Raw genomic sequence first — 13,255 nt, forward strand, 5'->3', positions numbered from 1 at the left:
GATGGTCAGCTTCACCCTTTGGGACATCCTGCGCAATCTGCTGATCGCCAGCCAGTGGACGCTGCTTCTGTCACTGATCGCCTTTATCGGCGGCGGCGTGGTGGGGGCGGCGCTGCTGGTCGCGCGGCTGTGGCGGCCCGGGGCATTCGCGCCGGTCTTCTCGGGCTATGTCCAGCTTTTCCAGGGCACGCCGCTGCTGATGCAACTGTTCCTCAGCTATTTCGGGCTGCGGCTGTTCGGGATCCAGGTCTCGGTCTGGGTCGCGGTCTCGCTGGCGCTGACGCTTTACACATCGGCCTTCCTGACCGAGATCTGGCGCGGCTGCGTCGCCGCCATCCCCAAGGGCCAGTGGGAGGCGTCGAGCAGCCTGGCGCTGAGTTTCGGCGAACAGTTGCGCCATGTCATCCTGCCGCAGGCGATGAAAATCGCCATCCCACCGACGGTCGGCTTTCTGGTGCAGGTCATCAAGGGCACGGCGCTGGCCTCGGTCGTGGGGTTCGTGGAATTGACGCGGGCGGGCAACATGATCGCCAATGTCACCTACGCGCCTTTTTCCGTCTTCGCCTGTGTCGGGCTCATGTATTTCGCGATCTGCTATCCGATCAGCCTGCTCGCGCGCCATCTGGAAAGGAAAACCCATGCCGCCCGAGGCTGATGTCCATATCCGCCCCATCGTCGAGATCGCGGGCCTGCGCAAATCCTTCGGCACGAACGAGGTGCTGAAGGGCATCGACCTGAAGGTCGCGCCGGGCGAGGTCGTGGCGATCATCGGCAAAAGCGGATCCGGCAAGTCCACGCTGCTGCGCTGCATCAACGGGCTGGAGGTGTTCCAGGAGGGCGGGTTGATCGTCGATGGCCGGCCTTTGCTGCACGACAACGCGGGCGCGATGCGCGAATTGCGCCAGCGCGTCGGCATGATCTTCCAAAGCTTCAACCTGTTCCCGCATCTGTCGGTGGGCCGCAACGTCATGCTGGCCCCCACGCTGGTCAAGAAGCGCGACAAGGCGCAGGCCGAGGCGCAGGCCCGCGCCCTGCTGGAACGCGTGGGCCTGGCCGAGAAGTTCGACGCCACCCCCGACCAGCTTTCCGGCGGTCAGCAGCAGCGCGTCGCCATCGCCCGCGCGCTGGCGATGGAACCCGCCGTGCTGCTGTGCGACGAGATCACATCCGCGCTGGACCCCGAACTGGTCGGCGAGGTGCTGCGCGTGGTCGAGCGGCTGGCAGCCGAGGGGATGACGCTCCTGATGGTCACGCATGAGATGGCCTTTGCCCGCCGGGTCAGCAACCGGGTCGTTTTCATGCATCTGGGCCGCGTGCATGAGGTCGGCCCCCCCGCCGAGATCTTCGGCGCGCCCAAGACGCCGGAACTGCGCCAGTTCCTGTCCTCACTGCACGACTAGCAGGGAAGGGTTCCAGGAAATCCCGTTTTCGCTGGGCGGAGCCGCCGGAATCGGACATTCCGAGAAGCTTAAGTCGATGGACGACCTGCCCCCACGAAATTCCGCGATCCGATATAAGATCCGCCCCCGGCCCGCAAAATACTCCATTATCCGCCTCAGGCGCGGTTTCGGCATGAGCCGCGTATCAGCGGGCAAGCCCATGGCCGCGCCGGGGGACGGACCCGCCGATGACGGGCGGCTTCCGATTGCAGCCGGAATGCCCGCATCGCCGACAGCCACTTGCCAAGCGCGTCAACCCGGCGCAGCTTGCCGGCATGATATGCGAATCCGAAGTCACCTTTGCCGGCAACCACCTGGATCGAGCCGACCATCTGCGTGCCGATGCGCCGGGAATGGCCCGGTTGCTGACCGATCCATCCAGCCGGGCGCTGCCCTTCTGGCACGGCCAGCCGCTGTTCGATCTGACCGCGAATGGCCCACGCCTGGCCTGGCTGTCCCCCGCCGATCCGCTGCTTGCCCAAGGCCCGGAACCCGCGGTTTTCCTGGGCCTGGACGGGGGCGGGACCGCGCATTTCGCCGTCGATGTCTCGCATCTCGCGCAGCCGGACCAGACCCCGGCCGAACTGCCCGACAGCCGCGTCTTTCTTGAACTGCGCTCGGTCATGGCCGAGATGGAGCATGCCGAAACCGGGATCGCGGCGGCGGCGAAGGGCGTCTTCGAATGGCGGCGGACGCATCGGTTCTGCGCCGGTTGCGGCGGCCGAAATCAGGTCAGCCATGGCGGCTGGCGGGCGCGCTGCGCGGATTGCGAACGCGAGCATTTCCCCCGCGTCGATCCGGTGGTGATCATGCTGATCCTTGACGGCGACCGGGTGCTGCTGGGCCGTCAGGCGGCCTGGCCCGAAAGGATGTATTCCTTGCTTGCCGGCTTCATCGAGCCGGGCGAAACCATCGAAGAGGCCGTGCGCCGCGAGGTCGCCGAGGAGGCGGGCGTCCGGGTGGGCGCGGTGCGCTATGTCACCTCGCAGCCTTGGCCGTTCCCGGCCTCGCTGATGCTGGGCTGCACGGGGCGGGCGGAATCGCGCCAGATCACCGTCGACCCGCATGAGATGGAGGACGCGCTATGGACCAGCAAGGCCGAGATCGCCGAGGCCCTGGCGGGCCGCAATGACCGGATCATCCCCGCCCGCCCCGGCGCCATAGCCCGGACGATCCTGCAAGCCTGGGTCGAGGGGCGCGTGCCGGGTTTCGACTGACGAACTTGCGCCTTCCGGTCTCCAAGGCGCTTGTGCGCCACTGGATCGCATCCTTGACGGGTTGGGGGTTGCCGCAATAGGACTGCGTAATCGTTAACTCATGATTCCACCCGCATGCCGCAGCCCAAGGTTTCCCTGCAAGATATCGCCAGGCAACTGGGCGTGTCGGTCAAGACCGTGTCGGGCGCATTGCACAACAGCTCGATCCGCATGTCGGACGACACGCGCCAGCGCATCCGCAAGCTGGCCGAGGAGCTTGGCTACAAGCCCAATCTGGTGGCGCGCGGCATGCGCCAGGGCGCGCTGCCCATCGTCGGCCTGATCGGCGAAGGGCTGATCACCCAGCCCTTCGCCACCGAGATCATGCGCAGCTTGGACAATGTGCTGCGCATGCACGGACTCAGCGTGCTGGTCACCGATATCGGCGGCCGGCGCGGCGTCGAACATGGCATCGCCGAGATCCAGCGTCTGATGCCCAGCCGCATCGCCTATGCCAGCATGTATCACCGCATGGTGCCGATGCCGGCGCGAACGGGCGAATCCATCGAATTGCTGATCAACTGCCGCGCCGAGGGCGGTGGCATCCCCGCCCTGGTCCCGGCCGAGGAGCAGGCCGGCTTCACCATCGCCAGCCACCTGATCGAACGCGGGCGCCGCGCCATCGCCTTCCTGAACCTGCCCGGACTGCTGGCCGGCGAATTGCGCGAACAGGGCTTTCGCCGCGCCCATGCCGCCCACGGCCTGGCGGTCCGGGAAAGCTGGCTGGCATCCGCTACGCGCGGCCCCGCCTATAGGGATCGGGCGCATAGCCTGGTTTACGACCGGATCGGCCAGTGGATGGCCGCCGAGGAACGCCCCGACGCCATCCTGTGCGGCAACGACCGCATCGCACTTGAGGTTTACGGCGCCCTGCGCCGGGGCGGCTGGCGCATCCCCCAGGATGTCAGCGTCGCCAGCTTCGACAACCAGGTCGAGATCGCGGCGCGGCTGGACCCGCCGCTGACGACCATGGCCCTGCCGCATCGCGAGATGGGGCGCAGGGCCGGGGAAATCCTGGCGGGGGTGGGACGCCCGCCGGAGGACGTGGAGGAAATACCGTTCCGCCTGGTCGAGCGCGCCTCGGTCTGAGCGGGCGGCGAGGGGGGCAATACGAGAGGGAGGAAGGATCGGCATGGGTAATCGTTTTCTCGACACCCTTGCACCCGCGCCGGCCTGAGGGTCGCGCGGATTCGATTTTCGCAGATCATCATCGCCCCGCCCGACCGATCGAAACGCGACGGCGCTGCGGGGCACAAGGGAGGTTCATCCATGGCGAACACCGCCAAACTCTTCAAGAACGGGGCTTATCTGCAAAGCTCCACGACGCTGTTCATCTTCTTTGCCTCATGGGGCATCTGGTGGTCGTTCTTCTCGACCTGGCTCGACAAGAGCCTGGGGCTGAGCGGTGGCCAGATCGGCACGATCTATTCGGTGAACTCGCTCACCACCATCGCGGTGCTGCTGTTTTACGGTATGGCGCAGGACCGCCTCGTGCTGAAGCGGCACCTGGTGATCGTGGCGTCCTTCGTCATGGCCTGCCTGGCCCCGTTCGTGATCTTCGTCTACGAACCGATGATGAGCAACTTCGCCATGGGCGTGCTGATCGGCGCCATCTACCTGCCGTTCGGCTATACCGCCGCGGTGGGTCTGCTTGAGGCGTATTCCGAACGGCTGAGCCGCACCTACGGCTTCGACTACGGCCAGGCCCGTGGCTGGGGATCGCTCGGCTATGCCGTCGCCGCGCTGTTCACCGGCTTCATCTTCACCATCAACCCGCACATCAACTTCTATCTCGGCTCGCTGCTTGGCATCATCTGCCTGCTGGTGCAGATCTTCTGGAAGACCGACAAGGTGCCGCTCGCGCCGGGGCACAGCGAACACCCGACCGCGCCGAGCCTGCGCGAAATCCTGTCGGTGCTGAAATACAAGAACCTGTGGGTCGTGATCGGCTTCGTGGTCTTCAGCTGGACGTTCTACAACCTTTACGACAATCAGATGTTCCCGAACTTCTACCGGGGACTGTTCGAGAACGAGGATACCGGCCTGCGCACCTACGGCGTCCTGAACTCGGCGCAGGTCTTCCTGGAAGGCTTCTGCATGATGCTCGTGCCGCTGCTGATGCGCCGCGTGGGCGTGCGCAACATCCTGCTGATGGGCGTCTCGGTGATGTGCCTGCGCATCCTGGGTTCGGCGATCTTCACCGACCCGGTGGCCGTCTCGGTCATCAAGATGTTCCACGCCGTCGAGGTGCCGCTGTTCGTGCTGGGGATCTTCCGCTACCTCACGCTGCATTTCCCGGCATCGCTCTCGGCGACGATGTATATGGTCGGCTTCGAGATTTCGGCGCAACTCGGCAGTGCCCTCTTCTCGACACCCTTCGGTTACATCCGGGACGCGCTGGGATACCAGCCCACGTTCCTCGTGATCGCGGGCATCGTCGCCTGTTCCGGCGTCTGGGCGTTCTTCGCGCTGAAGAAGGACGACGAGGATGTCGAGGGCGAGCCGTTCATCCGCGACGGGCAGCGCCCCCAGGCCGAGGGCAGCCTGTCCTGAGCCAGCCGGTTGGCCAACGCGCCGACAAGTCTTAAGAACCACGAAGGCTGGCAACCCCATCACCGCCAGCCTTCCGCCTGCAAACCCATCGGCTCCGCGACCCGAAGTCGCGCACTAGGAGAATGAACGAACATGCCAGCCTTCGACACCGTCCTTGCCCAGGATGACCTCATCGAGATCTGGGCCCGCCCCTGCCCCGACCATGGCGAGTGGCGCGTCGAGATCCTTGACGCCAAGGGCGGCCGGACGGAACTGGCGGGCAGCGCAAGCGACGACTACCGCCGGGCCAGCCATCGCATCGCCGCGCCGGGTCCGGTGACGGTCCGCTGGGCCGATGACGATACCCAGGTCTCGCTGGCCTATGCCTATGGGAATCGCGTGCTCCAGGACGGCGTACGCCTGCTGTGGACCACGCCCCGCAATGCCAATGACGGCCGCCGCTACCAGTTGCACCTGCAACCGCCATGGGGCTGGATGAACGACCCCAACGGCATGATCGAGATCGGCGGCGTGACCCATGCCTTTTACCAGCACTATCCGCACAGCCGCCGCTGGAACACCATGCATTGGGGCCATGCCTGCTCGGCGAACCTGGTCGACTGGGTGCATCTGCCGATCTTCCTGGATCCCCGGCCGGAACTGCTGGCCGATGACGCCAAGGTCGGCGGCGCGTTTTCGGGTTCCGCGATCGTCCGGGCCGATGGTTCGCTGCGGCTGTTCTATACCGACCGGCAGGACGACCGCGAACCGAACTGGGAATGGCAGATGCTGACCGATACGGCCGATCTTCTGACACCCGCGGAATCGCGGGCCGTGGTCCGCGACCGCCCGCCCCTGCCCGGCTTCCGGCGCGACATGCGCGATCCCTATGTCTTTCGCGGCCCGGACGGGCGGTGGAAGATGCTGCTGGGCGGCGGCGACGACGCGGGCGGGCTGGTGCTGCTTTACGAAACCGCCGACCCCGAGGCCGCCGACGGCTGGACCTTCATAGGCCCGCTGCATGCCGAGCCGATGCGGGCAGGCATTCCCGTCGAATGCCCCTGCATGATCGCGCTTGAGGGCGAGGGCGAAGGGCTTTGGGTGCTGTTCTTCGGCCTGATCGGCGCGCGGGACGAGATTTCGCGCCGGCGCAACATGTCCTATGCGCTGGTCGGTCGCTTCGACGGGCAACGCTTCCACGAAATCGCCCGGCGCGAGGCCGATTTCGCCACCGACGCCTATGCTTTCCAAAGCTTCCGCCACGGCCAGCACGGCCCCATCGCGATGGCCTGGGCGGCGAACTGGACCGATGTGTTCAAGGACCGCGACTTCCCCAGCGCCATGACCTTTCCGCGCCGCCTGCTGTGGCGGGACGGGAGGCTGCTGACCCCGCCGGTCGAGACGGTGGCCGAGTTGCGCCAGGATCTGATCCTGAACGATCCCGCCGCCTTGGCCCAGTCGCGGGCCCAGCCGCTGGCCCTGCCGCAGGGACTGGCCGAGATCGAGCTTGAGCTCACCTCGCCCGGCGCGACCTTCTCGCTTGAGTTGACGCATCCGACGCATCATGTCGCGCTGGTCTCGACCGGCACGTCGCTGGAATTGCAATTCGATCCGCCGGGCACACGGACGGTTCCGCGCTATGCCGCCGAGGAGGCCGCGATCACCCGGCTGCGCATCTTCGTCGATACCGGCCTGATCGAGATCTATGCCGACGATGGCCGCTGGTGCGCGACGAAGCGCCTGGACAGCGATGAACCATTCACCGGGATCCGGTTTCATGGCGATGCCGATGCGGTCGGGACGGTTCAGGTCTGGACCCTGCGTCCGGCGGGTTCCCTGCCCCAGGGCAATTCCCAGCCGGAGGCGAAAGGCTGACGCACCGCCGCCCAAAGAACCCGCGCTTCCGCCCGGACGGCAAAGAGCCATCCGCAATGCGTAACGCCCAGGTCCTTATGGACGCGACCTGATCCGATTTCCACGCCCGGATATCTGGTCCTGCCCCGGTTTTACCCGACAGCCAGGCGGCTGCGGGTCGAACTGGGGTGAACTCGCGCGCGATGCGCGCTTTCGACCCCGGATGCGGGTGGCTTCATCCTTGATCCAGCCACCGATCACTCCGAGGGCGGTTCGGGCGGCAGGCGCCTTCAATCTTTGGCCACGGCAGGGGTCAGGGCTGCGTCGATGATCTGGCCGGCGGTCTCGACATGCGCGGTCAGGCACGCGGCAAGCTCGTCCAGGGTGGTCGTCCCGGTCTCGCGCAGCAGAAATGCCTGGCCGCCCTTGCCGATATTCTCCATGTCGAGCGGCTTTTCCGTCAAGAGCCGGCCCGCCGCTTGCAGATTCCACAGGAACCGGCGAGCCGAGGCAAGATCCTCGGCGCGGGCGCGGTCGATCAGGGACGCGCGGGGACCGGCGCGCAACTGCGCCATCGCGCCTCGGGCAGGAGTGGCGGCGCGCAGGGCGAAGCTTTGCGCCAGAAGCTCGATATCCTGCAAGCGCCCCCGGCCGATCTTGGCCTCCCAGGCGCCATCCGGGGCCTTGGCGGCAAAGATGCGCGCCCGCATCTCGGCCAGGTCGGGGATCACACGCGCGTCGTTGCCACGCGCGGCCATCACCTCGACCCGCAGCGCCTCTACCAGGTCTCCCAATTCCGCGCCCTTGGCCCCGCAGACACCGATGACGCGGGCGCGGGTCAGGGCCAGATGTTCCCAGGTCCAGGCTTCGGTCATCTGGTAGTCGCGGAAGCTTTGCACCGAGGTCGCGACAGGCCCCTGCCGCCCCGAGGGGCGCAGCCGCATGTCCACCTCATAAAGCCTGCCGGCCGAGGTCGGCGCGGAAATCGCGGTGATCACCGCCTGGGTCAGCCGCGCGTAATAGGCGCGCGGCGCCAGCGGCTTCGGTCCGGCCGAGCTTTCCGCTCCATCCGAATCATAGATGACGATCAGATCCAGGTCCGAGGCGGCATTAAGCTGGCGCGCGCCAAGCGAACCCATGCCCAGCACGACCGCGCCGCGACCGGGGGGCGGACCGTGGCGCAGGGCGAATTCGCCCGCCACCACCGGAAACAGCGCGCCCACCGCCGCATCGGCGATGTCGGCATATTGCGTCCCGGCCTCTTCGGCGCCGATCAGGGCACGCAGGTGATGCACCCCGGTGCGGAACTGCCATTCATGCGCCCAACGCCGCGCCGCGTCCAGCGCGCGCTCATACCCGCCGCCGGGTGCGGCCAGCACATTCGCCAGCGTGGTTTCCAGATCCCGGCGCAGCGCCGTGCCGCCCGGCCATTCCGAAAAGAAGCTGCCCCCCAGGACCGCGTCCAGAACCTCGGCATGACGCGCGAGATAGGCGGCCAGGCCCGGCGCGGTGCCGCAGATGTCCGCGATCAAATCTATCAACTGCGGATTGGCCTCGAAAAGCGAGAAGAGCTGCACCCCGGCGGGCAGGCGCGAAAGGAAAGAGTCGAACCGGGCCAGCGCCTCGCCCGCATGGGCGGCGGCGGTCAGGCGGTTCAGCAGTTCCGGCTCGATCCGGGTGAAGACCTGCCGCGCGCGTTCCGAACGCAGCGCCGGATAGGCGGGCCAGCGGGCGACCAGCGCCTCGGCCTCGGAAGGAAGGTCCGGGCGCCTGCCACGATCCGCCGGGGTGAAGAAATCGGCGGTCAGCGCCTCGACCTCGGCCAGGCGTCCGGCCAGGCGCCGCGACCAGGCGGCGGTGTCGGCCTCGCCCGAAAGATGGGCGATGGTCGCCACCCCATCGGGCGTCGAGGGCACCAGATGGGTCTGGGCGTCGTTCACCATCTGGATGCGATGTTCGATATCGCGATGCTCGCGGTAATGGCGGGCCAGGGCCTCGGCCACCTCGGGCGGCACCCAGCCTTTTTCGGCCAGCAGCGCCAGGCCCGGCAAGGTGCCGCGCACGCGCAGGTCGGGGTCGCGTCCGCCGGCGATCAATTGCCGGGTCTGGGTGAAGAATTCGATCTCGCGGATGCCGCCCTGGCCCAGCTTCATGTTATGGCCCGGCACCTCGATCCGGCCGTTCAGGCCCTTGTGATCACGAATGCGGCGGCGCATGTCGTCGGTGTCCTGGATGGTCGCGAAATCCAGGTGCCGGCGCCAGACGAAGGGGGTCAGGTCACGCAGGAAACGCTCGCCCACGGCAATGTTTCCTGCGCAGGGTCGCGCCTTGATATAGGCGCCGCGTTCCCATGTGCGCCCCTCGGCCTCGTAATAGGCCAGCGCCGCCGAGACCGAGATGCAGACCGGCGTCACCGCCGCGTCGGGGCGCAGCCGCAGATCGGTGCGGAAGACATAGCCCTGATCGGTAATGTCCGAAAGCGTCGCCGCCGCCTTGCGGGTGGCGCGGATCAGCGCCGCGCGGGCCTCATGCTGGTCGTCGAGGGCATAGGCGGCATCGTCGTAAAAGACGATCAGGTCGATGTCCGAGGAATAGTTCAGTTCCCCCGCCCCCATCTTGCCCATGGCAAGCGCGGTGATCCCGCCCGCGTCGGAATCGGTCGCCGGCAGCTTGCCGCGCGCGCGCTCTTGCGCGACATGGACGCGCAGCGCCAGATCCGTGGCCCGATCCGCCAGGTCGGTCAGCGCGCCTGTCACCTGCTCAAGCCGCCACACCCCGCCCAGATCGCAAAGCGCGGTCCAAAGCGCCACGCGCCGCTTGGCCTGGCGCAGGGATGGGCCAAGCCGGTCGGCCGTCAGATCGCCGAAGCCCGCCGTTTCCTCGGCGACCAATTGGCCGGGGTCGACGACCGTCCCGCCAAAACGCGCGGAAAGCCACTCGGCTTCGCGCTCGATCAGCCCGGCAAGATAGGGGCTGGACCCCGCCGCGCCGCGCAGAAGGTCGGACAGGGCGGAATCGGACAGGCCCAGACGCTCGGCCGCCGCCTGGCCGCGGGCGGGCACCATGGGAATCGGAAGGCGGGTCATGCGCGATGAAAAGCTCATGGGACAAAGCCTAAACGGCGCCGGGGCAAGGTCAATGGGTGCGCCGCGCCACGCGAACGGGCCGCGTCTGGCACCGCTTTCGCCCGCCCGGACAGGGATTTGGCGGCGATCGAGAAAAACTTCGGGTTTCGACGCTTGGCGGGCGCGGGAACTGTTGCTAGGCTCCGGCACATTCCATTCCATGTTTCACCGAAAAACGCCGTTCAGACAGATGCGCGCCAGTCCAGACCGATCAGATTCGCCCCGCTCGCCGTGGCCGCATGGACCGTCCGCACGAGGGCGCGGCTGATGCGCCACACCCTTCCCCACGCGCCGCAGTTCTATGTGACGGCGCCGCAGCCCTGCCCCTATCTGCATGGCCGCGCCGAACGGAAGCTGTTCACCGCCCTGGCGGGCGACAATGCGAACGAGTTGAACAACGCGCTGTCGCGGCAGGGCTTCCGCCGCTCGCAGAACGTGCTTTACCGGCCCAGCTGCGAAAGCTGCGTGGCCTGCATGTCCGCGCGGATCAGGATTTCGGAATTCCAGCCCTCGCGCACGCAGAGGCGGGTGCTGCGGCGCAACCAGGGGCTGCGGCGCCTTGCCACCAGCGCCTGGGCGACCGAGGAGCAGTATGAGCTGTTCCGCCGCTACCTGGACGAACGCCATGCCGATGGCGGCATGGCCGACATGGACATCTTCGAATTCGCCGCCATGATCGAGGAAACGCCGGTCCGCACCCGCGTCATCGAATACCGGCTGACCGAGCCGGGCGCGCCGGTCTCGGACGGGGACCGGCTGATCGCGACCTGCCTGACCGACGTTCTGGATGACGGGCTGAGCCTAGTCTACAGCTTCTACGATCCTCGGTTCGAGGGGTCGAGCATCGGCACCTATATCATCCTGGACCATATCGAATTGGCGCGCAGCGCGGGCCTGCCCTTCGTCTACCTAGGCTACTGGGTGCCGGGCAGCCGCAAGATGGATTACAAGGCCCGCTTTTCGGCGCTGGAGATCTACAAGGGCGGCGTCTGGCAGCCCATCGGCGACCCGGCGCAGCACGCGTCAGACATCCACCCGCTTTCCATCGACCCCATCGTCGAGCAGGTGGCCAGGATCACCTTACCACAAAAACAGAAATAATTGCCAGAAAGATCAATATTCGGTAATAAAATTTCAATAATTTGGGTTTCAGGGTCATTTTCTTGGATATTCGGCATTGACCCCGCCCGACTCTGCCCATAGTTTCCGCCAGCGCGGCGCGGATCACCCCATGACCCGCCGCTTTCGTTCTGGATCAAGGAGAATGGGCATGTCCCGAAGCATGACGGGTGCAAGAATGGTTATCGAAGCTCTGCGCGATCAGGGCGTCGATACGGTATTCGGCTATCCGGGCGGCGCGGTGCTACCCATCTATGACGAGATCTTCCAGCAGAACGACATCAAGCATGTGCTGGTGCGCCACGAACAGGGCGCGGTCCACATGGCCGAGGGTTATGCGCGTTCGACCGGCAAGCCCGGCGTCGTCCTGGTCACCTCGGGGCCGGGCGCGACCAATGCGGTCACCGGCCTGACCGACGCGCTTCTGGATTCGATCCCGCTGGTCGTGCTGTCGGGTCAGGTTCCGACCTTCCTGATCGGCACCGACGGCTTCCAGGAGGCCGATACCGTCGGCATCACCCGCCCCTGCACCAAGCATAACTGGCTGGTCAAGGAAACCGACGACCTGGCGACGACCATCCACAAGGCGTTCCATGTCGCGACCTCGGGGCGTCCGGGGCCGGTGCTGATCGACATCCCCAAGGATGTGCAATTCGCGACCGGCGAATATGTCGGTCCCAGGCAGATCGCCAAGCCCAGCTATCAGCCGGCGAAGAAAGGCAACCCGGAACAGATCACCCGGCTGGTCGAACTGATGGAAAAGGCCGAGCGGCCGATCCTCTACACCGGCGGCGGCGTCATCAATTCCGGTCCCGGTGCCAGCCAGCTTCTGCGCGAACTGGCCGATGCGACGGGCTTTCCCGTCACCTCGACGCTGATGGGGCTGGGGGCCTATCCTGCCGCGGGCAAGGCGTGGATCGGCATGCTGGGCATGCACGGGCTTTACGAGGCCAACATGGCCATGCACGACTGCGACCTGATGATCGCCGTCGGCGCACGTTTCGACGACCGCATCACCGGGCGGGTGGCGGATTTCAGCCCCGGCTCGGTCAAGGCGCAGATCGACATCGACCCCAGTTCGATCAACAAGGTCATCCATGTGGACCTGCCGATCCCCGGCGATGTCGGCCATGTGCTGGAAGACATGCTGAACATCTGGAAGTCGCGCGGCCGCAAGGTGAACCGCGCGGGCCTGACGCAATGGTGGGCGCAGATCGAGGCGTGGAAATCGGTCGGCTGCCTGAAATACCGCAATTCGGACAAGGTGATCAAACCGCAGCACGCGCTGGAACGGCTTGAGGCGCTGACCAAACACCGCCGCGACCGCTACATCACCACCGAAGTGGGCCAGCATCAGATGTGGGCCGCGCAGTTCCTGCATTTCCAGGAACCGAACCACTGGATGACCTCGGGCGGCCTGGGGACGATGGGCTATGGCCTGCCCGCCTCGATCGGGGTGCAGGTCGCCCATCCCGAGGCGCTGGTGATCAACGTCGCGGGCGAGGCGTCCTGGCTGATGAACATGCAGGAAATGGGCACGGCCGTGCAGTTCCGCGCGCCCGTCAAGCAGTTCATCCTGAACAACGAGCGGCTGGGCATGGTGCGGCAATGGCAGCAGCTTCTGCATGGCGAACGCTACAGCCAAAGCTGGTCCGAAAGCCTGCCCGACTTCGTCAAGCTGGCCGAGGCTTTCGGCTGCAAGGGCCGGCTGGTCAGCGATCCGGCCGACCTGGACGCAGCGATCCAGGAGATGCTGGACTATGACGGTCCCTTCATCCTGGACGTGATGGTCGAGAAGCATGAGAACTGCTTCCCGATGATCCCCTCGGGCAAGCCGCATAACGAGATGCTGCTGGGCGAAGCCTCGACCGATGGCGCCATCACCGGCGCCGGCGCGGCCCTGGTCTGATATACGGAAAGCGAGATGAAC

At 66.4% G+C, this 13,255-nt stretch carries 9 protein-coding genes; 8 read left to right on the top strand and 1 reads right to left on the bottom strand.

The window, feature by feature from the left end; translation table 11 throughout:
• The first annotated feature begins 1 nt into the window (after position 1).
• From QM682_RS12745 to QM682_RS12770, 6 genes are all read left to right on the top strand, one after another.
• Positions 2–655, top strand: coding sequence for an amino acid ABC transporter permease (locus tag QM682_RS12745; protein WP_415130308.1), 654 nt, complete (start codon positions 2–4; stop codon positions 653–655).
• Complete coding sequence (locus QM682_RS12750) at positions 639–1,400, top strand: amino acid ABC transporter ATP-binding protein (RefSeq protein WP_415130310.1); 762 nt, start codon at positions 639–641, stop codon at positions 1,398–1,400. The genes QM682_RS12745 and QM682_RS12750 overlap by 17 nt, the downstream gene beginning before the upstream one ends.
• Positions 1,401–1,627: 227 nt before the next feature.
• Entirely contained in the window at positions 1,628–2,656 is a 1,029-nt protein-coding gene (nudC, locus tag QM682_RS12755; RefSeq protein WP_415130312.1) for an NAD(+) diphosphatase, read from the top strand.
• A 114-nt stretch (positions 2,657–2,770) separates the two neighbouring features.
• Positions 2,771–3,784, top strand: a complete 1,014-nt coding sequence (locus QM682_RS12760) for a LacI family DNA-binding transcriptional regulator (RefSeq protein ID WP_415130314.1) — start codon at positions 2,771–2,773, stop codon at positions 3,782–3,784.
• A gap of 180 nt (positions 3,785–3,964) precedes the next feature.
• Positions 3,965–5,248 carry an oligosaccharide MFS transporter gene (locus QM682_RS12765; protein WP_415130316.1) on the top strand — a complete coding sequence of 428 codons (1,284 nt, stop codon included), beginning with the start codon at positions 3,965–3,967 and terminating at the stop codon, positions 5,246–5,248.
• Between the two features lie 132 nt (positions 5,249–5,380).
• Positions 5,381–7,102 carry a GH32 C-terminal domain-containing protein gene (locus tag QM682_RS12770; protein WP_415130318.1) on the top strand — a complete coding sequence of 574 codons (1,722 nt, stop codon included), beginning with the start codon at positions 5,381–5,383 and terminating at the stop codon, positions 7,100–7,102.
• A gap of 269 nt (positions 7,103–7,371) precedes the next feature.
• Here QM682_RS12770 and QM682_RS12775 read toward each other — a convergent pair whose 3' ends face one another.
• Positions 7,372–10,185, bottom strand: coding sequence for a glutamine-synthetase adenylyltransferase (locus tag QM682_RS12775; RefSeq protein WP_415130320.1), 2,814 nt, complete (start codon positions 10,183–10,185; stop codon positions 7,372–7,374).
• Between the two features lie 288 nt (positions 10,186–10,473).
• Here QM682_RS12775 and QM682_RS12780 point away from each other — a divergent pair, with 288 nt between their 5' ends.
• Entirely contained in the window at positions 10,474–11,307 is an 834-nt protein-coding gene (locus QM682_RS12780; protein WP_415130322.1) for an arginyltransferase, read from the top strand.
• Between the two features lie 169 nt (positions 11,308–11,476).
• Positions 11,477–13,234, top strand: a complete 1,758-nt coding sequence (locus QM682_RS12785) for an acetolactate synthase 3 large subunit (protein ID WP_415130324.1) — start codon at positions 11,477–11,479, stop codon at positions 13,232–13,234.
• Positions 13,235–13,255: the final 21 nt, after the last annotated feature.

Source organism: Paracoccus sp. (in: a-proteobacteria), from assembly GCF_047605025.1.
Taxonomy (GTDB): Bacteria; Pseudomonadota; Alphaproteobacteria; order Rhodobacterales; family Rhodobacteraceae; genus Paracoccus.